Source organism: Mitsuaria sp. CC2 (genome assembly GCF_048957715.1).
GTDB lineage: Bacteria > Pseudomonadota > Gammaproteobacteria > Burkholderiales > Burkholderiaceae_C > Roseateles.
This window is the reverse complement of sequence record NZ_JARVXN010000003.1, coordinates 182,626-206,930: the sequence shown is the minus strand read 5'-3', so window position 1 is coordinate 206,930 and position 24,305 is coordinate 182,626. Positions and strand designations below refer to the sequence as shown.

Here is a 24,305-nt window from a genome sequence, read left to right as displayed (position 1 = left end):
GGGCGATACGCAGCCGGAATACCAGGGCATGCGATACCTCCGGCGAGGTAGGAACACTCGGTGACGAAGGCATGATGTCGGGCATGAGCACTCCGGATACCTCCACGCCCCGCCGGCGCGAGCAGCAGCGGTCGGCCGACACCAAGCAGGCGATCCTGAAGACCGCGCTGAAGGAATTCGCCGAGCGCGGCTTCGAGGCGGCGAGCATGCGCGCGATCGCGGAGCAGAGCGGGCTGACGCATCAGCTGATCACCTACCACTTCCAGTCGAAGGAGGTACTGTGGCAGGCGGTGGCGACGCTGGTCTATGAGGAGCTTGCGCGCGCACGCGAAGGGATGATCAGGCAGGCGAAGCCGGCGAGCGCGATCGAGCAGTTGCGTCAGGAGTTCATCGCCTATTTCCAGTTCACGCTGGACGAGCCGCACCTGCACCGCTTCATGATGCAGCGGCGCGAAGGCACGCACAGCGAGGACCGGCAGGAGTGGCTGGCGCAGCATTTCCTGCGGCCGCACTTCGACCTGGCCCGGCCGCTGATCAAGGCGGCCCAGAAGGCCGGAGATCTGCCCAAGGGGGAGCCGGTGCTGCTGTATTACGCGATCGTGTCGCTGGCCAATGGGCTGTCGGTCATGGGGCCGGACATCGCCGCCACGACCGGCGTGCAGGTCACGGAGGCAAAAACGGCCAAGGGTTACATGAAGCTGATGGATGCGCTGCTGTTCACGCGGGCGGCGGCGCAGGACTGAGGGACGGCACACGAGGCAGGTGGCGCGGGATCGGCGCTTGCCCTTCGGAGCGGGATCTGTCCCCCATCTTTGGAGTTGCGAATGGCTACCAAGAAGAAGTCCCCCGCGAAGTCCCCCACCAAGGCCGGTCGCGTCGACGCCGCGCACGCCGCCACGACGCCGAGCATCGACAAGTCGGTCAAGACCACGTCGCAGGAGACGCAGCGCTACGGTGAAGTCGTCAAGATGCCGCACGGCTTGTCCGAGGCGGTCGTCAAGAAGAGCGTCACCTCGCTGAACCAGGTGCTGGCCGACACCATCACGCTGCGCGACATGTACAAGAAGCATCACTGGCAGGTGGTCGGCCCGACCTTCAACCAGCTGCATCTGCTGTTCGACAAGCATTTCGAGGAACAGGTCGAGCTGGTCGACCTGGTGGCCGAGCGCATCCAGGTGCTGGGCGGCGTGTCGCTGGCGATGGCCGCGGACATCGCGGAAGAGACCCGCATCCCGCGCCCGCCGCGCGGACGGGAGCCGGCCACGGTGCAGCTGAGCCGCCTCATCGAGGCGCACACGATGATCCTCACCTTCGCACGCGAGCATGCCGAGAAGGCCAGCGACGCCGGCGACTCGGGGACCGAGGATTTGCTGGTCAGCGACATCGTGCGGACCAACGAGCTGCAGGTGTGGTTCCTGTCCGAGCATCTGGTCGCGGCCTCGCCGATCTGAGGCTGCGCGGGCGGCGCGGGCCCCTCGGGGCGGCGAGCGCGGTGATGCCGTGATCGTCGCCACCTGGAACGTCAACAACGTCCGGAAGCGACTCCCGCAGTTGCTCGACTGGCTGGAGCGCCGTCGACCCGACGTCGTGGCGCTCCAGGAGCTGAAGACCCCTCCCGAGGAGTTCCCGCTCGACGCCCTGCGCGAGGCCGGCTACGATTCCCTCGTGGTCGGTCAGAAGACGTGGAACGGCGTCGCCCTCCTCTCCCGAGGGCACACGCCATTGCCGGTGCTCCGCGCACTGCCAGGCGACCGCCGGGACCGGCAGGCCCGCTACGTCGAAGCGGCCATCAACGGCGTACTGGTGGCCGCGATCTACCTGCCCAACGGCAACCCGTTCCCCGGGCCGAAGTTCGACTACAAGCTGGCGTGGTTCGAACGGCTGCGCGAGCGCGCCGAAGCGCTCTGGCAGGCGGGTCATCCCACGGTGCTGCTGGGCGACTGGAACGTCGTCCCCACCGACGCCGACATCTACAAGCCGGACACCTGGCGGGACAACGCCCTCCTCCAACCCGAAGCGCGTGCCGCGTTCGCGGCCATCCTGGAACAAGGCTGGACCGATGCGCTGAAGACGGCGCATCCGAGGGACACGCCGTTCACGTTCTGGGACTACCGCCGGAAACGGTGGGAACGGAACGCCGGGTTGAGGATCGACCACATCCTGGTGAATGCGGCCTTCAAGGTGAAGGCCGCCGGCGTGGATCGCGAGGAACGTGGGGCGGAAAGCCCGAGCGATCACGCGCCTGCATGGGCGAAGCTGGCTGCGTCGCGCCTTTAAAACCGGAGGTCACCCTCGATCGAGTCGTCCAGCGTCTTGCCGATCGCCGCGCCGATGGCCATCTTCGCGCCCGCGACGATGTCGCCGTGCTTGTTGTCCCAGTAGTAACCCGACAGCGGCGTCACGGCGATGGTCGTGATGCGCGGATCGTCCTTGCCTCCGGTGAACCACGTCTTCATCAGCGGGCTCCAGAGTTCCTCGATCTTGGCTGCGTCTCGCGACACCGTGGCGCGTCCGTGCAGCGTGACGAACCCCGAATGCTCCGAAGCCTGGAAGAAGAGCCAGACCAGCGGGTTCTGCCCGATCTCGGCATTCTTGTGGGAGTCGGAAGCGCTCATGAACCAGAGCCTGCCCGCGTCATCGACCTGCAAGGCGCCCATGGGACGGGTCGCCTGGGACCCGCCGGTGCTCACGCCCGTGCAGAAGAAGCAGGTCTGATTCTTCTTCACGGCGCCACGGACGCGCTCGATGGCGGCGTCGCCGCTCAGGTCGGCACGGTTGACTTCAGGCTGCTGGCGATTGATCGAGTCCATGACGAGGGTCCGGTGGTGGGGATGGACCTGCATGGCAAGGAGCGTTCCGTCAGATTCCGGAACCGCCCTGCCTGTTCAATCGGTATCAGTCGCCAGGACTACCTGGATTCTTCCGTTGGCGGGTTGTCATCGGCCAGAACTGGGAAATGCAGATCGCGCCACATCTGCATGGCTCGATCAAACATCGGTCATTCGTTGGTCAATTGAGAGTGCTCACCTGTATATCTCCGACAGCTTCCAGGGCGCTGTCTATCGCATCGACGGCGTCGCCAGGTGCGCGCCGGCGAGTTCATCGCGCCGCGACATCCAGACCGCTGGACTCGAGCTGGAGATGAAGGGCGCCCGAGTGGAGCGATTTCCAGAAGATGAGGAGCCGAAGGAGGGACTGTCCGAAGAAGATATGGCGGAATTCGGCACCCACCAGAAGATCGTGGACGCGGGCTCCTGGTGGCTGGAGATCGATTCCTGCAATCCGGAGATCGTGACCGCGCCCACGGCGAGTCAGTCCGACCTATTTTCGGGGCTCGCCAGCGGCGTGAAGCTGTTGCAGGACCTGCAGAAATGCGGCGAGGCCTACCACCGCTGGACGAACGCGGAGGAGGACAGCTCCGAGAAGGAGGACGCATCGAACGACTATCACCGCTTCAAGGGGACGCTGCCGGACAATGCCCTGATCAGGGAAACGCCGGATCATCAATACATCGCCAAGCCACAGATTACGTTCTCCATTCAAACCGCGAAGCTGGGCAGCTTCGTCTCCGCGCTTCACGGGAGCAACATGAATACGCCGGGCTTGCAACGCAATACGACGGTCGTGAATCACGCCGAGTCAGGCCAGTCCTCCAATAAGTACAGCTTCTCGGCGATTACCCACTGGCCCCGCATGAATGGGGACGTGCGAGCGCGCGCCGCGCCCAGCCATCCGCTATGGACGACCGACCAGGGCAAGGTCTGTCTGGACTTGGTGGCAACGGCCACGCCGGGTGCGGGCGGGCTCGCGCTCATGAGCTTCCTGCAGTTCCTCTTCGCCGCGAAGCAACAGGCTCAGGAGGACACGATGCAGTACTACAAGGCCCGGTATTCAGTCATGCCTCGCGTTCCTCTGAGCGCGCTCTATGACGAGCTCCCCGAGATCGACAAGGTCCAGTACGCGAAGATCATGGAATCCTGGCTCACCGCGATCGAGCAGTTCAATGCCGGCAAGGACCAGAAGGAAGCCTATCCCGACAGCATCCAGGATGCTTCCAAGACCAGCAAGATCACCATCGCCGCAGCTGTCCGCTCTGTCTACACCACCGGAGATCGGCGGGACAAGACCATTACCCATGAGAACGGCGAGGAGGAGACGCGAAAGGTGGATCTGATCTCGTCCGACGACATTGCATCCACCGTGAACGTCGGCGCATCGGTGGGCGCCCTCCTGCTGCCCAAGGGCTCTTCGGGTGTGTTCGAGCTCAGAGGCATGCCCTACATCAATATCTCGAACTTCGAGGATGTGAAGAAGCTGTACCTGGACACCATCAACAGCTACGGTGGCATGGCCTGACCCTCAGGCATGCGCTGGCCAACCCGTCCTGCCACACCGTCGTCGCGCCGCCGGACGCGTAGATCACGGCGGGCTCATCGAGCCGCTCCAGCGTGATCCACGTGTCGAAGCTCGATCGCCCCGGATTCGACACGTAGTGCTTCGCCAGGATCTCGCCCGGATACGCGAGCGGCCTGTGGAAGTTGCAGAACGCGTTGACGATCACCGGCCCCTGTCCATCCGGGCTCGGTGGATGGCCGAGGCTGTCCAGCCACTCCACGCGAACGATTTCCAGATAGCGGAAGTAGACCGTGTTGTTCACATGACCCATCGCATCCATGTCGCCCCAGCGGATCGGGATGCGGGTCTCGTGGACGAGCTTCTTGTCCTCAGGCAGTTCGAATCGCATGCCGGTCATCCTCGGTTCAGTTGCGCGCGCAGCGGGCGGAAGAACGCGCGGATCTCCTGGGCCAGCAGCTCGGGTTGCTCCAGCGCCGCGAAGTGCCCGCCACGCGGCATCACTTCCCATCGCTTGACGTCGTAGGCGCGCGCCACCCACGAGCGCGGCGGCGTCGGCAGCTCCTTGGGGAACAGCGCCATGCCCATCGGCGGCGTCACGCGCTCGCCGGGCTCGAAGACATGCGGGCGGGCGCGATTCTCCTTGTAGAGCCGCAGCGACGCGGTGATGCTGTCGTTGAACCAGTAGAGCGAGATGTCGGTGAGCAGCTCGTCCAGCGACACGACGCTTTCGAGGTCGCCGCCGCAGTCGCTCCAGGAGCGGAACTTCTCGGCGATCCACGCCGCCAGCCCCACCGGCGAGTCCGCCAGCGAATACGCCAGCGTCTGCGGCTTGGTGCCCTGCAGCGCGGCGTAGGCGCCCTCCTCCGCGTACCAGCCGGCGGCCATCGTCTGGAAGGCGCGTTCCTGGTCCGTGACGGGCGCGTGCTGCTCGTCGACATGGGGCCGGAAGCCGCCGGGAATGTAGTTGAGATGAATGCCGACGACGTCCTCCGGGAAGCGCCGCGCGAGCCACGTCGACACGCCTGCGCCGATGTCGCCGCCCTGCGCGCCGAAGCGCTGATAGCCGAGACCCTGCATCAGGCCGTGCCACAGGCCCGCGATCTCGCGCGAGTCGACACCCGCGCTCTTCGGCGCGGGAGAAAAGCCGTAACCCGGCAGCGACGGCACGACGACGTCGAACGCGTCGGCGGCATCGCCACCGTGCGCGGCCGGATCGGTGAGCAGCCCGACGATGTGCGTCATCTCGACGACGGAGCCCGGCCAGCCGTGCGTCAGCACCAGCGGGAACGCATCCGGCGTCGCGCTCTTCTGATGGATGAAGTGCACGTCGGCGCCGTCGACGGTGGCCATGAAATGGCTGAGCGTGTTCAGCCGCGCTTCCTGCTCACGCCAGTCGAAGCGATCCCGCCAGTGCGCGACGAGGCGCCGCATGAACGCGAGCGAGGTGCCGTCCGTCCAGCCGGCCTCGTCCAGCGACGCGGGCCAGCGGCCCCGCGACAGGCGCTCACGCAGGTCGATCAGCCGCGCTTCGGGCACATGGATCTTGAAGGGGACGACGCGCATGGGATCTCCGGAGAGTCGCATCTGAAGACAGGCTGCGATTGTGGCGCGTAGCCTCATCAATCCAGCAAGGCCAGAAGCGACGCATCGCTTCCCGTGGACCGACGATCCGCCGGATCCAGTTCCAGCAGGATTTGCGCTAGCCGGTGGCGCTGGCGCTCAAAGAATTCCGCCGGTCCTGTCAACGTCGGAACGCCCGCAAACACCTTGAGCATCGACTTCAACGTCGTGCGAAGGTAGTACTCCAGGTTTGCGCAAAGGAGGCTCGCCATGACAACCTGCCGTGCTGCATGCACGATGTCGCAGCGTGCCCGGTAGATACGTTCGATCTGCCATCGGACGCGACGGTCGTGCGCGCGAAGCATCGCCGCCGTCTTGCCCGGCGATCCCAGTCCATCCATGAACGCCGACAGATGCTTCCACAGATAGGGTTCATGCGCGCAACCCGCCTCCAGCGTCTGGCGTTGCGCCGGGTCCTTGAACGCCGCGTAGAGCAACGCGTGGGAGCAGTCCTTGACCGGGACGAGCTCCGTGCCGCTCGTCACCGCCAAGTTCAAGCCGGCCAGTGCCGCACGGAACGTCGTCAGATGTTTCGGCAAGTAGGTCAATGCCAATGTAGGAGCCAAGGCGTTTTTCACCTTGTCGCCGATGCCCCCGGAAGTCTTGGTGCCACTGGTCAGATACTCGACTCCTGTCCACCAGTTCACCAGCTTGTTGTCGAACATGCTGGTACCTGTGCCGAGTCGGTACAGCCGGAAGGCGGAGAAGATCCGATCCCTCGTCTCCGTCTGAGAAGGATCCCGTGCGGCCAAGGCGGTCAGATGGTCCACGAACTCCTGCAAGCTCCTGGTCGGCGGTTCCGCCTCCGGATTCGGAATCAGTTGCGGCAGATGTAGCAGGCGGAAGTCCTCTTCGTCATGCAGCAGAAATCGCGTGCCGGCCTGAATCTGCGGCGTGTCGTATTCGAAGCGCATCAGGTCCAGGATCTGGCCGATCTGTCGGTAGGCGTCCAACCCCGCGGAACGTCCATCCTTGCTCTTGACGATGGCAGTCGCGAAGAGTCGACGAGGGTGGGAAGAGAACAGATTCTTCGCTGTCTTCGGCGTCTCCGCCGGCAGCTACGGTGGCACTTCCGAGATCGTGATGGCCCCGAAATTTCCACAACACACCTCGGCCGCTTCGTCTGTACATCCCGTGATGACAAAGATGAGCCGGCGCTCCTGCGGTTCTGTCAGGATCACGCGTTTCACTCGGGCAAAGCACTCGGCGAAGTCATAGGGTGCCGGCGTCGGTGCTGCGGACGGCATGCGCCCCTGATCCTCAACCGGACCGGGCAATGGAAGCGGCGCCGGCTCAACCTCAGGAACGGCGCCTCGCTCGACGCTGGGAACGAAGACACGATAGAGGTGGAACAGACTCTCCAGACTGAACCCTTCATCGTGCGAAACACTGAGGATGTCGCGGCAGACCCGATCGATGTTTCCGTCACTGAGGACGCGTTGCTGAAGGGTTTCCTCGTCGGGAATCTCAAGAAGCTCCTGCTCCATCCATTCGAAGCAGTCCTGCAGAAAATGCCGCGCCAACGACACTTCGAGTTCCCTGACGAAAGACTTCAACAGGAGAGCGTTCTTCCTGAAGCCGCCCTCCTTCGACTTCACTGCTTCTGAGATCAGCAAGACCGCGTCGTTCAAAGCGACGTAGTGGCTAGCGCGATCGACGATGACCGGGTGCTTGTCCAGGATCTCCAACGCTTCCTCCGCCACGACCCTGCAGTCGCTCTCGTCCGCTGGCGGCTCGAACATCCGCTGGAGTTCGCGGACAATGTTCAATGGATTCATCGCCCGAACGCGGTAGGAATCGAGCGAATGCTCATGGACCAGGTTGAACCACGCGCCGAGAAACAGGTGCTGCCGAGCGTTGATGCCGAGAAGTGCGGGGGTCAGGCGTTGATCGATTCGCATGCGATGGCGGGCGTTGCTAGTCGGAGAGTCCCTCCGGTTAGAATAGCCGTACGCCGCGAGGTCAGCTTTGACCCGCGCCACCGAAAAAGCCAGGAACTGGAGGTGCAGGCTGGGTTAAGACCCGCTGCACTCTCCTTTTCCCCTATACCGAACACGGGCCGCCTTTGCGGCCCGTGCTTCTTTGTGCCGCTAGAGAGGCTCGCCCGGAGCATCCGCTCAGCGCGACGCCAGCGGTTACCCGCCTACTTGCACACGTTCGCGTCCACCGCCGAGCCGTCCCACAGCCGCTTGAGGTTGTTGTACTTGTCCTGCGACACGCTCTGCCAGTCGTCCTGCAGGATGCCGCCGGTGTCGCCGGAATTCGGATTCCAGGACCAGTAGAAGAAGTTGCGCACGCCCTTGCACTTCAGCCAGTCCACGAACTTGACCTGCCACTGGCGATCCTTGTCGGTGAAGCGGCCGCCGAACTCGCCGAGCACCACGGCGTTCTTCCCCATGAAGCGGCCGAGGTGGTTCTGCCAGATGGCCGGCATGTTGTTCGGGAAACCCGTGCCGTCGTTGAAGTAAGGCTGCCCGCTCACCGACGGGCCGTAGATGTGCGGCGACAGCACCAGCCGGTGCTTCGGGATCTTGGTCTCGTCGATCGGATAGCAGGCCACCGGCTCGATGTTGCCGCCCCACCAGTGGGCATCGGGGTTCTCGCATCGCCCCTGGTTGTCGGACACGCCTTCGACGAACACCAGCAGCTTGCTGTTGCTGCTCAGCACGGCGCTGCCGGCACGCTCCGCCGCGAGCTTCCAGTCGTTGCTGATGTCGCCCGTGCCCCAGAAGGCGCCGGAACCGCCGGTGCTGTGCGGCTCGTTCTTCAGGTCGATCGCGAAGACGTTCGGAACGTTGCGGTAGCGGTCGGCGACGAACTGCAGATCGGCCACCCACTGGTCCATCGTGTAGCCGGGAATCTGCGGCGTCGTGGAAATCGCGTTGCAGTCCGGACGGTGATGGTCGAGCAGCACGTAGAAGCCGCGTGTCGCGAACTCGGCCACGATGCGGTCCAGCACCTGCAGCGGCGTCTTGTTGGCCAGGTCGGGATTCACGCTGGTGTTCAGCGCGCCGCTCGGACGACCCGTGGACCGCAGCGTCGCCGGGCAGAAAGGCAGCCGCACGGCGTTGAAGCCCAGATCCTTCATCTGGCCGATCATGTCCTTGTAGTTGCGCTGCCAGAGACCGTGCGCCACCAGGTCCTGCGTCTCGAATCCGAACCAGTTGACGCCACGGATCGAGACCGCAACGCCTTGGCTGTCGAGGATGCGGCCATCCGTCGCGACGCTGAACGGCAGCTTGAACTGGCCCGTCGCCGGAACGGAGAGATCGCCTGCAGGTGCAGGAGCAGGTGCAGGTGCAGGTGCAGGTGCAGGTGCGGGTGCGGGTGCAGGTGCAGGTGCAGGTGCAGGTGCAGGTGCAGGTGCAGGAGCCGGTGCTGGTGCGGGCGCGGGCGAAGGTGCCGGCGCTGGGGACGGCGCGGGCGCACCGGCCTCGGCGATGCGGAACGAGGTCGGGCTGGGCGCCGTGCCGGTGCCGCAGAAGCCGACTTCGAAACTCTGCCCCGGGGCCGTCGGCGAGTTCCAGCTGATGCCGGTGACGGCCACCGTGGTGGCGGATTCATTCTTGAACTGGCCGTTCCAGGTACCGTTCAACTGCCCCTTGGGCATCTCGAAGCGCAGCGTCCACGCGCCGCTGGCCGTGCTGCCGGGATTGCGGATGGTGGCGCGCGAGCAGAAGCCGCCGGACCAGACATCCTGCGCGATCGTCAGGCTGAGCGCCGCGTGGGCGGGCGCGATCGCGCCGCAGGCGAGCGCAATGAGACTGAGGCGTTGGACGAGTCGACGAGGAATGGCGTGCATGACGGTCCCTGAATGAAATGGAAGCTTGGATGACTGCGCGCAGTGTCGAAGCTCTTCCGGGCGCGTCTCGTGAGATTGGGTAACCCCAGGACACATTCACGCGCGTCCCGCGCCGGAGGCTCAGGGTTTGCCGCTAGCGCCCCGACCTCCCCTTCGTAGGAGCATGGCCCGGCGTCGCGCTCGGCCAGCGCGGACGCCTGTTCCAAGGGAGGCCGCCATGAACCGAACCTGGTCGACGCTCGCCGTCGCGCTTTCGATCCTCATCCCCAACGCCGCGGCGCTCGCCGCCGACGCCACGCCGCCGCGCGAGCTGCGCCGCTTCCACGAGATCTTCAAGGAACTCGTCGAGACCAACACGACCAACTCATCGGGCAGTTGCACCGTCGCCGCCGAGGCGATGGCGAAGCGCCTGAAGCACGCCGGCTACGCGGACGGCGACATGCAGCTCATCGTCCCGCCCGACGCGCCGACGAAAGGCAACCTCGTGCTGCGCCTGAAGGGCAGCGGCGAGAAGCGTCCGCTGCTGCTGGTCGCGCATCTCGACGTCGTCGAGGCGAAGCGCGAGGACTGGACCCGCGACCCGTTCAAGCTCATCGAGGAGAACGGCGTCTACTACGGTCGCGGCACCTCCGACGACAAGTCGCAGGTCGCCACGCATGTGAGCAACATGCTCCGCTACAAGGAGGAGAAGCTCGTCCCGAAACGCGACATCATCATGGCGCTCACCTGCGACGAGGAGATCATCCCGTCGACGTGGGACGGGCTCGATTACCTGCTCAAGCACCACCGCGCGCTGATCGACGCCGAGCTCGCGCTCAACGAGGGCGGCGGGGGGACGCTCGACAAGGACGAGCGGCCTGTCTCCTACAGCCTGCAGATCGGCGAGAAGGTCTTCGTCGGTTATGAACTCGAAGTGACGCACCCCGGCGGCCACAGCGCCGTGCCGGTACGCGACAACGCGATCTACCGTCTCGCCGACGGTCTCGCGCGCCTGTCCAGGTTCGACTTCCCCATCCAGTTCAACGACACGACCCGCGCCTACTTCGAGCGGGTCGCGACGCTCGACGCCAACCAGGACATCGCGGCCGATCTGCGCGGGCTCCTGGCGAAGCCGACCGACACCGCGGCGCTGGAACGCCTGTGGGCGAAATCCCCGGTCTACAACTCGAGCGTGCGCACCACCTGCGTGGCGACGATGATCGACGCCGGCCACGCGACCAACGCGCTGCCGCAACGTGCCCGGGCGACGGTGAACTGCCGCATCCTGCCGGGCCAGTCGGCGGACGACGTACGGAAGACGCTGGTGAAGGTGATGGCCGACGAGCGCATCAGCGTCCGCGCCATCAACGAGGCGCTGGCCTCGCCGCAGCCGCCGATGTCGCCGCTCGTGATCCAGGCCGTCGAAAGCACCGCCGCGGAGTTCTGGCCCGGCGTGCCGGTGATCCCGACCATGCTGGTGGCGACGACCGACGGCCGTTTCCTCAACAACGCGGGCATCTGGACCTACGGCGTCGGCACCTTCTCCGGCGTCGAGCCCAGCGGCGTGCACGGGCTCAACGAGCACATCCGCGTGAAATCGCTCAACGACTTCCACGAATTCATGTATCGCCTCGCGAAGCGCCTGGCGTCCTGATCCCCGGGGACGCCGGCGCGCATTCAGCGCGCCCGGTACAGCGACCCGGCATCGGGCATCCGGGTTGCCGACCTCCTCCCATCGTCTTACCGGAGGTCGTACCGTGTCCATCATCATCAACGGGACCACCGTCCCCTTGCCCGAAGACCCGCGGGTCTCCCTGCTCGACTTCCTCCGGGAGCATCTGCACCTGCACGGCTCGAAGAAGGGATGCGACCAGGGCGCCTGCGGTGCCTGCACCGTCCTGGCCGACGGCGAACGCGTGCTCGGCTGCCTGGCGTTGGCCGTGCAGTACGCGGGACGCTCGATCACCACCATCGAAGGGCTGGCGGGCGCGGACGGCCTGCACCCGCTTCAGCAGGCCTTCATCGAGCATGACGGCTTCCAGTGCGGCTACTGCACGCCCGGTCAGATCTGTTCTGCAGTGGGCATGGCGGATGAATGTCGTCGCGGCGTTCCCAGCCATGTGACGCAGGACCTGAAGGCGCGCGTGATCCCGCTGACGCGCGAGGAACTGCGCGAACGCATGAGCGGCAACCTCTGCCGCTGCGGCGCCTACAACGGCATCGTCGAGGCGATCGCCGCCGGCGTCGTCACGGAGACCGCCGTCGTTGCCGCGACCGCCGCCGACGAGAACGTCGCGGAGGTTGCGCGATGAAACCCTTCATCTACACACGCGCCGCCGATCCGGCCGAGGCGCTGCTCAAGGGTGCGGCGCCGGGCGCGAAGTACCTCGGCGGCGGCACCAATCTCGTTGATCTCCTGCGCGAGACGCTGGAGCGGCCGGACTCGCTCGTCGACGTCACCGGCCTCGACAGCGACATCACCGCGCATGACGACGGCCGCATCACCATCGGCGCCGGCGTCCGCAACACCGCGCTGGCCGCCCATCCCGCCGTGCGCGAGCGCTTCCCGCTGCTGTCGCGCGCGATCGTCGCCGGCGCTTCGGCGCAGATCCGCAACATGGCCACCGTCGGCGGCAACCTGCTGCAGCGCACGCGCTGCGCCTACTTCTACGACAGCGACGGCTCGCGCTGCAACAAGCGCGAGCCCGGTCAGGGCTGCGACGCGCTGGACGGCTTCAACCGCATGCACGCGATCCTCGGCGCTTCGCCGACCTGCGTGGCGACGCATCCGTCCGACATGTGCGTCGCGCTCGCGGCGCTCGACGCGGTGGTCCATCTGCGGCATCCGGACGGCGACCGCTCGCTGCCGCTGATCGACCTCCATCGCCTGCCCAAGGACCGCCCCGAGATCGACACGCAGTTGCGGTCCGGCGAGCTGATCACCGCCGTCGAACTCCCGGCACTGGCGTTCGCCACCCGCTCCACCTACCGCAAGGTGCGCGACCGGTCGAGCTACGCCTTCGCGCTGGTGTCGGTGGCCGCCGCGCTGGATCTGCAGGACGGCCTGGTGAAGGACGTCCGGCTGGCGCTCGGCGGCGTCGCCCACAGGCCCTGGCGCGCCTTGAAGGCGGAAGCGCTGCTCAAGGGCCAGCCGGCCACGGAAGCGGCCTTCCTGGCCGCGATCGATGCGGAACTGGCCGATGCCCGGCCGCTGCGTCACAACGCCTTCAAGATCGATCTGGCACGCCGCACGGTCATCGCCGTGCTGGACCAACTGACGGAGACCCAGCCATGAGCCTGATCAAGGACGCCGCACAGGCGGTGATGAAGAAGGCGATCGAGGTCGCCCCCGATGCCTGGATGCCGGGCGGCAGGCCGGACCCGCTGATCGAGCGCCGCCAGGGCCTCGTCGGCGCGTCGGTGTCGCGCGTCGACGGTCCGTTGAAGGTCAAGGGCGAGGCGCGCTTCGCCGCCGAGTTCCCCATGGACGGCCTGGTCTACGCGTCGCTCGTCTTCAGCACCATCGCGAAGGGCCGTGTGTCGTCGCTGGACGCGGCCGCCGCCGAGTCCGCGCCGGGTGTCGCGCTGGTGATGACGCACCGCAACGCACCCAAGATGAAGCCTTCCCCGCTGTTCCTCACCAAGGAGAAGGCGGCGGGTGGCGACGACCTGCCGGTGATGCAGGACGATGCCGTGCACTGGAACGGTCAGCCGATCGCGCTGGTGCTGGCCGATTCCCAGGAACAGGCCGATCACGCCGCGTCCTTGATCCGGGTGACCTACGCGGTCGCGCCCGCCACGACCTCGTTCGGCGAGGCGAAGGCCAAGGGCACCAGGACCGGCGTCTTCCAGGGTGAGCCGCTGCACACGGAGATCGGCGACGCCGAGGCCGCGCTGCAGGCCGCGCCGCACCGCGTGGACGCCACCTACACGACGCCGCGCTACAACCACAACCCGATCGAACTCCACGCGGCGACGCTGGCCTGGCAAGGGGATGAGCTCCATGTGCACGACGCGTCGCAGGGCGTGGCGCACTCCGCCTGGACGTTGGCCCAGATCTTCGACATCGACGAGAAGCAGGTGCATGTGACCTCGCCCTTCGTCGGCGGCGGCTTCGGCAGCAAGACGCTGTGGCGGCATCAGGTGCTCGCCGCCGCGGCCTCGCGGCTGGCGGGACGGCCGGTGAGGATCATGCTGTCCCGCGAGGGCGTGCACCGCGTCGTCGGCGGACGGACCTGCACGGAGCAGCGCGTCGCCATCGGCGCGCAGACCGACGGCCGCTTCGACGCGCTGATCCACACCGGCACCGTCGCGATGACCCCGCACAACAACATGCCGGAGCCCTTCATCCTGCCGGCGAAGTGCGTGTACGGCGCCGGCAGCTTCAAGCTGGACGTGCAGACCGCCGAGGTCGACATGCTGGCCAATACCTTCATGCGCGCGCCCGGCGAGTCGGTCGGGACCTTCGCCCTGGAGTCGGCCATCGACGAACTGGCGGTCGCGCTGGACATGGACCCGATCGCGCTGCGCCTGCGCAACGAGCCGGAGAAGGATCCGACGACCGGCACGCCCTTCTCGTCGCGTCACCTGGCCGAGGCCTACCGGGCGGGCGCCGAGCGCTTCGGATGGCAGCACCGCCACGCCCGGCCCGGCGCGCGGCGGGAGGGCGAGTGGCTGGTCGGTTTCGGCTGCGCGACGGCGACCTACCCCTACTACCGCATGCCCGGCGGCGCGGCCAGGCTCACGCTGTCCGCCGACGGACGCGTCAGGGTCCAGATCGCCGCGCACGAGATGGGCATGGGCACGGCCACCGCGCAGACGCAGATCACGGCGGAGCGGCTCGGCCTGACGATGGCGGACGTCGACTTCAGCTACGGCGATTCGACCTTCCCCGGCCTGGTGCTGGCGGGCGGGTCGCAACAGACCGCGTCGATCGGCAAGGCGGTGATGCTGGCCTGCGACGCCTTGATCGAGGGCCTGCTGAAGCTGGCCGACAAGGCGTCGCCGCTGCACGGACTGAAAGCCGAGGACGTCGAGGCGCGCGACGGCGCGCTCGTCAGCCGGGAGGATCCGGGGCGGCAGCAGCGTCTGGCGCACCTGCTGACCGCCGCGAAGCGCGAGGACCTCACCGTCGAGGCCAGCGCCCCGCCGCCGCTGGAGATGCAGCACTGGTCGATGCATTCGTTCGGGGCGATGTTCTGCGAGGTGCGTGTGAATGCGATCACCGGCGAACCGCGCGTCAGCCGTTTCCTCGGGTCCTTCGACTGCGGCCGCATCATCAATCCGAAGCTGGCGTCCAGCCAGTTCCGTGGCGGCATCGTGATGGGCCTGGGCCTGGCCCTGACCGAGGAGACGCAATTCGATGAACGCAACGGCCGGATCATGAATCCCAGTCTGGCCGAGTACCACGTGCCCGTTCACATGGACGTGCCCGAGATCGACGTGATCTGGACCGACATCGCCGATCCGCACACGCCGATGGGCGCGCACGGGGTCGGCGAGATCGGGATCACCGGCGTCGGCGCGGCGGTGGCGAACGCGGTCTTCAACGCCTGCGGGCGGCGGGTGCGGGACCTGCCGATACGACTGGACGACCTGATGTAATCGGCGGATGACGCTGAAGCTCCCCGCCCGCCCGCACTTCGACCTCACCACGGTCCACCTGTTCATCGCCACCGCCGAGCTCGGCGGCGTCACGCGGGCGGCGGAGCGGCTGCACATCGCGCCGGCCGCGGCGTCGCGGCGCATCGCCGAGCTGGAGGCGCAGTTCGGCCTGCCGCTGTTCCAGCGCCGCCCGCACGGCATGACGCTCACCGACGCGGGCCGCGCCATGCTGGCCCACGCCCGCAACATCACCCACACCGTCCTGCGCATGCAGGACGACGCGGCCTCCTTCGTCGGCGGCGCGCAGGGCGTCGTCCGCCTGGCCGCGCCGAAGTCGGCCGTGCTGCAGTTCGTCCCCGCCGACATCGAGCGCTGCGCCGCCGCCTGCCCCGGCGTGAGCATCGACTTGCAGGAGATGAACAGCCTCAACGTCCAGCAGGCGCTCACGCGCGGCACCGCCGACGTCGGCATCTTCGAGGCCTCGCTCGGCGCGGTGGACCTGCCGACGATGCCGTATCACGGCGATGAACTGATGCTCGTCGCGCCGCGGGGTCACGCGCTGTTCGCGCACGCGCCGGCCACGCTCGACAACATCCTCGCCTGCGACGTCATCGGCCTGGGCGAGGGGTCCGCCATCTCCGCCCTGCTCGAGAAGCTGGCCCACGAGTCCGGCCGCCTGCTGCGCATGCGCATGCGGGTCGGCGGATTCGACAGCATCGCGGCGCTGATCGCGCAGGGCCTCGGCGTCGGCGTGATGCCCAAGGCGGTGGCGAAGACCGTCGCGGGCGGCGCCCGCTTCCTGCGCGTGGAGATCCCCGAGCCCTGGGCGCAACGCCGGTTCGTCCTGTGCTGCCGGCCCGCCGACAGTCTCTCGCCGGCCGCCATGAGCGTCGCCGAAGTCTTCGCGCGGACGACTTTCGCCCGGACCAATTTCGCGCACACGGAAGCCGCGCGTACGAATTCCGCGAAACCTGCTCCGCTGAATTAGCGATGGCCGCCCGGCCCCTCGTTGCTCAATAGTCGTCCCCACAACAACGACTGGAGACAACGATGCGCCGCAGAAGCTTCACCAGCGCCGGACTCGCCGGCCTGGGCGCCCTCGCCCTGCCCTTCCTGGCGCGCGCAGCGCCGCTGCCCACCGCCCCCGTGCGGATCATCGTCGGCTTCGCCGCCGGCGGCGGCACCGACGTGCTGGCCCGCGTGCTCGCGCAGAAGCTCAGCGTCATGTGGGGCACGCAGGTGCTGGTCGAGAACAAGCCCGGCGCCACCGGCGTCATCGCGGCCGACTACGTCGCCAAGCAGCCCGCCGACGGCACCACCCTGCTGATGGCCCACGTCAACAGCAACGCCATCGCGCCGGCGCTGATGCCCAACGTCAAGTACGACCCGCGCCGCGACTTCTCCCCCATCGTCATGGTCGGCGTCACGCCCAACGTGCTCACCTGCGTGGACACGCAGAAGGTACGCACCGTGCCGGAGATCGTCGAACTGTGCCGCGGCAAGCCGGGTCAGGTCTCGTTCGGCTCGTCGGGCATCGGCTCTGCGCAACACCTGGCCCTTGAGATGTTCATGCTCGCCACCAAGGTCAAGGCCACGCATGTGCCCTACAAGGGCTCGTCCGCGCTGCTCGTCGACCTGATGGGCGGCCAGATCGATTTCGCCTTCGACACCATGACCGCGGCCACGCCCTTCATCAAGCAGGGCAAGGTCACGGCGATCGCGCAGACGCGGGTCAAGCGCGCCAAGAGCTATCCCAACGTGCCGACGCTGGCGGAGTCCGGCTGTCCCGGCCTGGACGCCGCGTCGTGGTACGGGCTGGTCGGTCCCAAGGGCATGCCCGCCGAGATGGTCCTGCGCATGAACCAGGACGTGAACAAGGTGCTCGCCCTGCCCGAGATCGCCGCGAAGCTCGATGAATTCGGCGCGGAAGATGCCGGCGGCAGCAGCGAGAAGTTCGGCGCCTACATCCAGGCCGAATGCACGAAGTGGGCGAAGGTCGTGAAGGACGCGAACGTCCGCGTCGAAGCCTGAAGGAAGTACCGATGACCGCATCGACTGAATCGACTGGATCGACTGGAACCTCGCGGCCGTTGCCGCTCAAGGGCGTGCGCGTCCTCGACATCACCCAGGTCATGGCCGGCCCGTATGCCTGCATGCTGCTGGCCGACCTCGGCGCCGACGTCGTGAAGATCGAACCGCCCGAAGGCGACCAGACCCGCGGCGCGATGGGTTTCAAGATGAAGGGGCCCGACAGCATGGGCTTCCTGAACATGAACCGCAACAAGCGCAGCGTGACGCTCGACCTGAAGGCCGAGGCGGGCAAGGACGTGCTGCGCCGCATGGTCAAGGACGCCGACATCCTGCTGGAGAACTACCGCCCCGGCGCGATGAAGCGGCTGGGCATGGACTACGAGACGCTCAGCGCGATCAACCCCGCGCTGGTGTACGTGAGCATCTCGGGCTTCGGCCAGTCGGGCCCGTGGTCGGAGCGGCCGGGCTTCGACCTGATGGCGCAGGCGATGTCGGGCGTGATGAGCGTGACCGGGTATGCCGACGGGCCGCCGGTGAAGGCCGGCGTGCCGGTGGCCGACATCGGCTGCGCGCTGTTCGCGGTCTATGGCGCGCTGTCCGCGTACATCGGCGCGAAGGCCACCGGGCGCGGGCAGTACGTGGATGCGTCGCTGTTCGACTCGGCGCTGGCCTTCTCGGTCTGGGACACCTGCGAGTACTGGGGCACCGGCCGCGAGCCGACGCCGCTGGGCACCTCCAACCGCATGAGCGCGCCGTACCAGGCGGTGAAGGCGTCGGACGGCTACTTCGTCATGGGCGCGACGAATCAGAAGCTGTGGACGAAGCTCTGCCATCTGCTGGAGCGGACCGACCTGCTCGCTGAGGAGCGCTTCGGCTCCGTGGCCTTGCGACTCGCGAATCGTGAGGCGTTGATCGAGTCGCTGGAGCGCAGCTTCACGCAAGACACCACCGAGCACTGGATCGAACGGATGCTGGCCGCGGGCATTCCGGCGGGGCCCATCCTGACGTATCCGCAGGCGTTCAACAGCGAGCACGGCAAGCACCGCAAGATGCGCATCGAGATCGAACACCCGAACGAAGGCACCGTGCCCAACATTGGCTTCGCGGTGAAACTGCTGGGCACGCCGCAGGAGGTGCGGCATCCGCCGCCGCTGCTGGGGCAGCATATCGACGAGGTGATGGCGGAATACGGCATCGGCGCGGCGGAGCTGCGCGCGCTGGCGGAGGCCGGCGCGTTCGGCGAGAAGCGCGCGAAGGCGGGCGCATGAGCGGGAGCGCGAATCAAGCGCCTGGCGAGCGCACGGGCCAAGGCGCCACCCGCCTGAGCCGCAAGGGCGCGATCGCCATGATCACCTTCGATCGGCCCGAGGCGCGCAATGCGATGACCTGGGATATGTACGGGCAGCTCGCTGAGCACTGCGAAGCGCTCGCGCGCGATCGGGAGATCCGCGTCGTGGTGTTCCGTGGCGCGGGCGGACAGGCGTTCGTCGCCGGCACCGACATCGCGCAGTTCCTCGACTTCCGGGACGGCGAACTCGGCGGCGACGACGGCGTCGCCTACGAGCAGCGCATCGACAGCGGCATCCAGCTCATCGAGCAGTTGCCGATGCCCACCGTTGCGGTGATCGAAGGCTGGGCGGTCGGCGGCGGTCTGGCGATCGCGACGGCCTGCGACTTCCGCATCGCGACGATGGATGCGAAGTTTGCCGTGCCCATCGCGCGCACGCTGGGCAACACCTTGTCGGCGGCCAACATCGCGCGGCTGCAGGCCGCGTGGGGAACGCAACGCGTGCGACGCATGCTGCTGCTGGCGGAGTCAATGCTCGCGGATGAGGCGCTCGCGTGCGGCTATCTGCATGCGGTCTGCACCGCCGAGGAGCTGGATGCCACGCGGGACGCGCTCTGCGAGCGCTTGAGCCCGCTCGCACCGGTGACGCAAGCGGTCAGCAAGGAGATCCTGCGCCGGCTCACGTCGAGCAACCTGCCCGACGTCGACGACCTCATCCGCCAGTGCTACGGCAGCGCGGACTTCCGCGAAGGCGTTAGCGCGTTCACGGAGCGGAGGAAGCCGGTGTGGCGCGGTGCATAGACCCCGACCCTCACCCCTGCCCTCTCCCGCAAGCGGGAGAGGGAGTAAGAAAGGTGGCGCCATCGGGAGGTCAGCTCGGTGCATTCTCACTCCCTCTCCCGCTTGCGGCAGAGGGCGGGGGTGAGGGCCAGCAGCCTGGGCAGTCAGTCGGAAATGCCGAGCTCCGCCTGGATCTTCGCCACCACCGCCTTCAGTTGATCGAGTTCGGCGCGCAGCGCCGCGATCTCTTCATCGCGCGCGCTGTTGGATGACGAGCTGGCGCTCGACGACGACGCCGCCGACGCCACGTACACCGGCACCGCCGGCTCACCGCTCAGCAGGTGCGCCCATCGCGCCTCGCGCGCGCCGGGCGCCTTCGCCAGCTTCACCGCCAGCGCGGGTTCGCGCGCCGCGAGTTCGTCGAGGAATCCCTCCACCGACGACACGTCCGCGAAGCGGTGGAGGCGCTCGCAGTTCAGACGAAGCTCCGCCGAGGTCTGCGGGCCGCGCAGGATCAGCACCGCCAGCAGCGCTTCCGCCTGCCCCGGCACGCCCAGTACCCGCTTCATGTTGTGCTCGAAGCGCGCCACGCGGCTGCCGCTCACGCTGTTGACCAGGCTCATCGCCTTCAGCTCGTCGAGCACCGCGGCCACATCCGACTCGCTCGCGTTCATCACCGGATCGCGCGCGGTCTTCTGGTTCACGCCCAGGGTCAGGCTGTTCAGCGACATCGGGTAGCTGTCCGGCACCGTGGACTCCTTCTCCACCAGCACCGCCAGCACGCGCGCTTCCAGCGCGCTCAGTTCTCTCACAGCCATCGCCTCGCTTCTTTCCTCAAACGCCGAATCCGTCGTCCGCCTGGATGATCGCGCCGTTGATGAAGTGGCTTTCCTTCGCGCACAACATCAGCAAGGTCGTGTCCAGGTCCTGCGGCGTGCCCACGCGCTTGCGCGGCAGCAGCTCCACCAATTTCCGCCCCTGGTCCGTCTGCCAGTGGTGGTGGTTGATCTCCGTGTCGATGTAGCCGGGGCAGATCGCGTTGACATTGATGTCGAACTTGCCCCACTCCAGCGCCATCGCCTTGGTCATGTGCACGACCGCCGCCTTGCTCATCGCATAGACGCCGATCTGCGACAGCACCCGCAACCCCGCCATCGAGGCGATGTTGACGATGCGGCCGCCCGTGTAGGTGCCCGGCGCCGCGCCGCGCGCCCGCGCCAGCATGCGCTTGCCCACTTCCTGCGCGACGAAGAAAGCGCCGCGCACGTTCGTGTCCATGACGTAGTCGAAGTCCTCCGGGGACACGTCGACCAGTCGCTGCGTCGTGCTGACGCCGGAGTTGTTGATCAGGATGTCCAGCGTGCCGACCTCGGTCTCCGCCCGTGCCACCGCCGCGGCGATGCTCTCCAGGTCGGTGACGTCCATCTGCACCACGTGCGCGTCGCCGCCGCCGGCCTCGATCTCCGCGCGCAGGTCCTTCAGGCGGTCCACGCGTCTGGCCGCCAGCACCACGCAGGCGCCCGACTTCGCCAGGGTCCTGGCGAACTGCGCGCCCAATCCGCTGGACGCGCCCGTGACGAGGGCCACACGGCCCTCCAGATCGATGCTGTAGCTCATGGCAAGGTCTCTCGCAAAACTTCTCGTGTGACCGGACAGGTGCCGATCACGATAGCACGCAAGACCCGCCCCGCGATGACCCGCCGGCGTCACCCGACCATCGGCGAACCATCAGTCGAGCATCGGCCGGCCATCAGTCGGACATCAGCCCGCCATCACCGTCTCGATCTCGGTCTTCACCTGCGTCATCAGCTTGTGCACCGGGCACTTGTCCGCCACTGCCAGCAGCTGCTGGCGTTCCTCGTCGCTCAGCGTGCCGACGAAGGTCAGCGACGCCTTCAGCTTGTAGAGCCCCTGACGCTCCTGCGAGCGATCGCTCTCCACGTCCACCAGGACGTCCTCCAGTGCCATGCCCTTGCGCCGCGCGTACCAGAGCACCGTCAGCGCCTTGCACGACGCCAGCGCGGCGTCGTAGAGCTCGTGCGCGTCGGGACCGGCGTCCTCGCCGCCGCCCTCGACCGACTGGTCGGCGGTCATCACATGCTGGCGGATGCTCACCGTCTGGCGCATCGGCCCGGTCTTGTCGCGTTGAACGTGAATGCTCATGGAGGCTCCGTGGCGGGATTGAATGGCGGCCCATGGTACGGCGCGTGCCGAGGACGGGGCACTCCCGTTCGGGTCACGCCGAGCGGACATCGCGCGTCGCTGGCGTGGGCGGCACCGCCCAGTCGACCCGCCTCTCTACTTCATAAATAGCACGACCGTTCTTTTTTCCGTTCACGCGGCTAGAATGCGCCGCAAACCGCCCCAGCCAGACAGCGAGCCGGCCCCGCCGCCCGCCGGTGCCGGCCAGGACTCCGACTAGAACGAGCAAGGATGACCATGACCTCCGAAGAACTCATCGCCCAGTACGGTCCGCGCGACAGCATGGACTACGACGTGGTCGTCGTCGGCGGCGGTCCCGCCGGCCTCTCGACCGCGATCCGCCTGAAGCAGATCGCCGCGGAGAAGGGTCAGGAGATCTCGGTGGTGGTGCTCGAGAAGGGCTCCGAGGCCGGCGCGCACATCCTGTCCGGCGCGGTCATGGATCCGCGCGCGATCACCGAGCTGTTCCCCAACTGGAAGGAACTCGGCGCGCCGCTGGGCCAGCCGGTCACCGGCGACCAGGTGCTGTTCCTGAGCGAGTCCGGGCAGACCGACACGCCGCAGGCGCTGATCCCGCGCTGCTTCCACAACCACGGCAACTACGTGATCTCGCTGGGCAACGTCACGAAGTGGCTGGCGCAGCAGGCCGAGGCGCTGGGCGTGGAGATATTCGCCGGCTTCGCCGCCGCCGAGATCGTCTACGACGAGCAGGGCCGCGTGAAAGGCGTCGCCACGGGCAACGTGGGCGTGGGCAAGGACGGCGAGCCGCACGAGGGCTTCCAGCTCGGCATGGCGCTGCACGGCAAGTACACGATCTTCGCGGAAGGCGCGCGCGGCCATCTGGGCAAGCAGCTGATCGCGAAGTTCCAGCTCGACGCCGGGAAGGATCCGCAGACCTACGGCATCGGCATCAAGGAGTTGTGGGAAGTGCCGGCCGACAAGGCCAAGCCCGGCCTGGTCGTGCACACCGCCGGCTGGCCGCTGGACAACGCGACCTACGGCGGCGGCTTCCTGTACCACCTGGAAGGCAACAAGGTGACGCTGGGCTTCGTGGTAGGCCTCGACTATCAGAACCCGTGGATGTCGCCGTTCGAGGAGATGCAGCGCTGGAAGACGCATCCCTCGATCCGCAAGCACATCGAGGGCGGCAAGCGCCTGGGCTACGGCGCGCGCGCGATCACCGCCGGCGGGCTGCTGAGCCTGCCCAAGCAGGTCTTCCCGGGCGGCGCGCTGGTCGGCGACGACGCGGGCTACCTGAACGCCGCGCGCATCAAGGGCAGCCATGCCGCGATCAAGTCCGGGATGATGTGCGCCGACGCGATCGCCGAGGCGCTGGCCGCGGGTCGCTCGCTCGACGAGCTGAACGCCTACCCGGCGGCCTTCGAGAAGAGCTGGCTGCGCGAGGAGCTGGATCAATCGCGCAACTTCAAGGCCTGGTTCAAGAAGGGCACGATCGTCGGTTCGCTGATGACGGGCATCGAGCAGTGGCTGCTGCCCAAGCTGGGCATCAAGACGCCGCCGTGGACGCTGCACCGCGACAAGCCCGATCACGTCTTCCTGCGCCCCGCGTCGGAGATGCCGAAGATCGAGTATCCGAAGCCCGACGGCAAGCTGACCTTCGACCGGCTCTCGTCGGTGTTCGTGTCCAACACGAACCATGAAGAGAATCAGCCGGCCCATCTGACGCTGAAGAACGACGGCGTGCCGGTGCAGGTCAACCTGGCGAAATACGCCGGGCCCGAGGCCCGCTACTGCCCGGCCGGCGTCTACGAGTTCGTCGGCGATGCGGGATCGCAGCGGCTGCAGATCAACGCGCAGAACTGCGTGCACTGCAAGACCTGCGACATCAAGGACCCGACCCAGAACATCGTCTGGGTCACGCCGGAAGGCGGCGGCGGGCCGAACTACGTGAGCATGTGATCGGCAGCGGCCCCAAGGCCGCCCCTCCCGACAAAGAGAAGGCCCGCTTGCAGCGGGCCTTCGTGCTTTTGGTCGACGTCGATTGACGTCAGATCAGGAGCGGTGGATCACTCCTGCATGGTCTTTGGTGGAGGGTTGCGGAAGCAGCCACCTCCCACCGCCCCAGCCAGCGTGAGCCCCCCGAATGTCCCCGCAAAAATGAGCGGGTTTGCCATCGAAAGACCGGCAACCAAGCCTCCCACCATTCCGCTGAAAACGCCGTCGGTACATGAACTGTGACCGGATCCCTTGTCCAGCTGAGAGACCTTCATCGGGCCGCCACCGCCATTGCCCATGCCACCGGACACACAGTCGATCTCTTCTTCACTGAGTTCTTCAAACATCTTCTTCTCCAATTGGTTGATCGCCCTTAGCGCCAAGCGGCCGATGGGCTCCATGACTGCGATGCCGCCATGTTCGATACAACAAATCCAGGAGATAGAAGATGCAAAGCATCGAGCCCATCTTGAGGACAAAGTTCGGAATCCTTTCGCCGAACCCTGCCAGTTTCACGATGAACGCGACGAAGAATCCGAAGGCGCAGCGCAGAAGAAATTTCCACACTTCTCGCCGCGCCCAACCCTTGTTTTCTTCCTCTGTCACGTCGCCATCTCCTTGCGTTGTTGCAGAGCGCAACGTTAGGAGGACGCGTCTCGAAGATCACTGACCCAAACTTGCTGGGCG

At 66.9% G+C, this 24,305-nt stretch carries 24 protein-coding genes; 13 read left to right on the top strand and 11 right to left on the bottom strand.

The window, feature by feature from the left end; translation table 11 throughout:
* The first annotated feature begins 83 nt into the window (after nt 1–83).
* From PV762_RS01695 to xth, 3 genes are all read left to right on the top strand, one after another.
* Entirely contained in the window at nt 84–743 is a 660-nt protein-coding gene (locus PV762_RS01695) for a TetR/AcrR family transcriptional regulator (protein WP_421033288.1), read from the top strand.
* 81 nt (nt 744–824) lie between these two features.
* Nucleotides 825–1,451 carry a Dps family protein gene (locus PV762_RS01690; RefSeq protein WP_421033287.1) on the top strand — a complete coding sequence of 209 codons (627 nt, stop codon included), beginning with the start codon at nt 825–827 and terminating at the stop codon, nt 1,449–1,451.
* 49 nt (nt 1,452–1,500) lie between these two features.
* On the top strand, nt 1,501–2,277 hold the full coding sequence (gene xth / locus PV762_RS01685) for an exodeoxyribonuclease III (protein ID WP_421033285.1): 777 nt from the start codon (nt 1,501–1,503) through the stop codon (nt 2,275–2,277).
* Here xth and PV762_RS01680 read toward each other — a convergent pair.
* Nucleotides 2,274–2,810 (bottom strand): pyridoxamine 5'-phosphate oxidase family protein, encoded by a 537-nt coding sequence (locus tag PV762_RS01680; RefSeq protein ID WP_421033284.1) that lies wholly within the window; start codon nt 2,808–2,810, stop codon nt 2,274–2,276. The genes xth and PV762_RS01680 overlap by 4 nt on opposite strands.
* 115 nt (nt 2,811–2,925) lie before the next feature.
* Between PV762_RS01680 and PV762_RS01675 the strand changes: the two genes are divergently transcribed.
* Nucleotides 2,926–4,356, top strand: coding sequence for a hypothetical protein (locus tag PV762_RS01675; protein ID WP_421033283.1), 1,431 nt, complete (start codon nt 2,926–2,928; stop codon nt 4,354–4,356).
* Here the strand turns inward: PV762_RS01675 and PV762_RS01670 are convergent.
* The 5 genes from PV762_RS01670 to PV762_RS01650 all read right to left on the bottom strand — a co-directional run bounded on the left by PV762_RS01670 (nt 4,331) and on the right by PV762_RS01650 (nt 9,778).
* Nucleotides 4,331–4,744, bottom strand: coding sequence for an acyl-CoA thioesterase (locus tag PV762_RS01670; RefSeq protein ID WP_421033282.1), 414 nt, complete (start codon nt 4,742–4,744; stop codon nt 4,331–4,333). The two genes, PV762_RS01675 and PV762_RS01670, sit on opposite strands and share 26 nt — an antisense overlap.
* Nucleotides 4,745–4,749: 5 nt before the next feature.
* On the bottom strand, nt 4,750–5,919 hold the full coding sequence (locus PV762_RS01665; protein WP_421033281.1) for an epoxide hydrolase family protein: 1,170 nt from the start codon (nt 5,917–5,919) through the stop codon (nt 4,750–4,752).
* Between the two features lie 56 nt (nt 5,920–5,975).
* A complete protein-coding gene (locus PV762_RS01660; RefSeq protein WP_421033280.1) occupies nt 5,976–6,929 on the bottom strand; it encodes a hypothetical protein in 954 nt (317 codons plus the stop codon).
* A 105-nt stretch (nt 6,930–7,034) separates the two neighbouring features.
* Nucleotides 7,035–7,877, bottom strand: a complete 843-nt coding sequence (locus tag PV762_RS01655) for a hypothetical protein (RefSeq protein WP_421033279.1) — start codon at nt 7,875–7,877, stop codon at nt 7,035–7,037.
* A gap of 242 nt (nt 7,878–8,119) precedes the next feature.
* Nucleotides 8,120–9,778: a cellulase family glycosylhydrolase gene (locus tag PV762_RS01650; protein ID WP_421033278.1), complete on the bottom strand. Its 1,659-nt coding sequence runs from the start codon at nt 9,776–9,778 to the stop codon at nt 8,120–8,122.
* 217 nt (nt 9,779–9,995) lie between these two features.
* Here PV762_RS01650 and PV762_RS01645 point away from each other — a divergent pair, with 217 nt between their 5' ends.
* The 8 genes from PV762_RS01645 (at nt 9,996) to PV762_RS01610 (ending at nt 19,481) form a co-directional block, all read left to right on the top strand.
* Nucleotides 9,996–11,411 (top strand): M20/M25/M40 family metallo-hydrolase, encoded by a 1,416-nt coding sequence (locus tag PV762_RS01645; RefSeq protein WP_421033277.1) that lies wholly within the window; start codon nt 9,996–9,998, stop codon nt 11,409–11,411.
* Nucleotides 11,412–11,514: 103 nt separating this feature from the next.
* The gene (locus tag PV762_RS01640; RefSeq protein ID WP_421033276.1) at nt 11,515–12,069 is read left to right on the top strand and encodes a 2Fe-2S iron-sulfur cluster-binding protein; all 555 of its coding nucleotides are present in this window, start codon (nt 11,515–11,517) and stop codon (nt 12,067–12,069) included.
* Nucleotides 12,066–13,052: an FAD binding domain-containing protein gene (locus PV762_RS01635; RefSeq protein ID WP_421033275.1), complete on the top strand. Its 987-nt coding sequence runs from the start codon at nt 12,066–12,068 to the stop codon at nt 13,050–13,052. Before PV762_RS01640 ends, PV762_RS01635 begins: the two co-directional genes overlap by 4 nt.
* Entirely contained in the window at nt 13,049–15,361 is a 2,313-nt protein-coding gene (locus tag PV762_RS01630) for a xanthine dehydrogenase family protein molybdopterin-binding subunit (protein ID WP_421033274.1), read from the top strand. Before PV762_RS01635 ends, PV762_RS01630 begins: the two co-directional genes overlap by 4 nt.
* 7 nt (nt 15,362–15,368) lie before the next feature.
* Nucleotides 15,369–16,349, top strand: a complete 981-nt coding sequence (locus PV762_RS01625) for a LysR family transcriptional regulator (RefSeq protein ID WP_421033273.1) — start codon at nt 15,369–15,371, stop codon at nt 16,347–16,349.
* Between the two features lie 62 nt (nt 16,350–16,411).
* The gene (locus tag PV762_RS01620; protein ID WP_421033272.1) at nt 16,412–17,392 is read left to right on the top strand and encodes a Bug family tripartite tricarboxylate transporter substrate binding protein; all 981 of its coding nucleotides are present in this window, start codon (nt 16,412–16,414) and stop codon (nt 17,390–17,392) included.
* Nucleotides 17,393–17,403: 11 nt separating this feature from the next.
* On the top strand, nt 17,404–18,660 hold the full coding sequence (locus PV762_RS01615; protein WP_421033271.1) for a CaiB/BaiF CoA transferase family protein: 1,257 nt from the start codon (nt 17,404–17,406) through the stop codon (nt 18,658–18,660).
* On the top strand, nt 18,657–19,481 hold the full coding sequence (locus PV762_RS01610) for an enoyl-CoA hydratase/isomerase family protein (protein WP_421033270.1): 825 nt from the start codon (nt 18,657–18,659) through the stop codon (nt 19,479–19,481). Before PV762_RS01615 ends, PV762_RS01610 begins: the two co-directional genes overlap by 4 nt.
* Nucleotides 19,482–19,624: 143 nt before the next feature.
* On the opposite strand, the gene PV762_RS01605 is transcribed toward PV762_RS01610, so the two are convergent.
* The 3 genes from PV762_RS01605 to PV762_RS01595 all read right to left on the bottom strand — a co-directional run bounded on the left by PV762_RS01605 (nt 19,625) and on the right by PV762_RS01595 (nt 21,623).
* Nucleotides 19,625–20,278 (bottom strand): YceH family protein, encoded by a 654-nt coding sequence (locus PV762_RS01605; protein ID WP_421033269.1) that lies wholly within the window; start codon nt 20,276–20,278, stop codon nt 19,625–19,627.
* 16 nt (nt 20,279–20,294) lie between these two features.
* Nucleotides 20,295–21,077, bottom strand: coding sequence for an SDR family oxidoreductase (locus tag PV762_RS01600; protein ID WP_421033268.1), 783 nt, complete (start codon nt 21,075–21,077; stop codon nt 20,295–20,297).
* A 144-nt stretch (nt 21,078–21,221) separates the two neighbouring features.
* A complete protein-coding gene (locus PV762_RS01595) occupies nt 21,222–21,623 on the bottom strand; it encodes an OsmC family protein (RefSeq protein ID WP_421033267.1) in 402 nt (133 codons plus the stop codon).
* Nucleotides 21,624–21,899: 276 nt separating this feature from the next.
* Between PV762_RS01595 and PV762_RS01590 the strand changes: the two genes are divergently transcribed.
* The gene (locus PV762_RS01590; RefSeq protein WP_421033408.1) at nt 21,900–23,582 is read left to right on the top strand and encodes a 4Fe-4S dicluster domain-containing protein; all 1,683 of its coding nucleotides are present in this window, start codon (nt 21,900–21,902) and stop codon (nt 23,580–23,582) included.
* A gap of 107 nt (nt 23,583–23,689) precedes the next feature.
* Here PV762_RS01590 and PV762_RS01585 read toward each other — a convergent pair whose 3' ends face one another.
* Together PV762_RS01585 and PV762_RS01580 are read right to left on the bottom strand one after the other, a co-directional pair.
* Complete coding sequence (locus PV762_RS01585; RefSeq protein WP_421033266.1) at nt 23,690–23,965, bottom strand: hypothetical protein; 276 nt, start codon at nt 23,963–23,965, stop codon at nt 23,690–23,692.
* The gene (locus tag PV762_RS01580) at nt 23,958–24,224 is read right to left on the bottom strand and encodes a hypothetical protein (protein WP_421033265.1); all 267 of its coding nucleotides are present in this window, start codon (nt 24,222–24,224) and stop codon (nt 23,958–23,960) included. Before PV762_RS01580 ends, PV762_RS01585 begins: the two co-directional genes overlap by 8 nt.
* Nucleotides 24,225–24,305 lie beyond the last annotated feature (81 nt).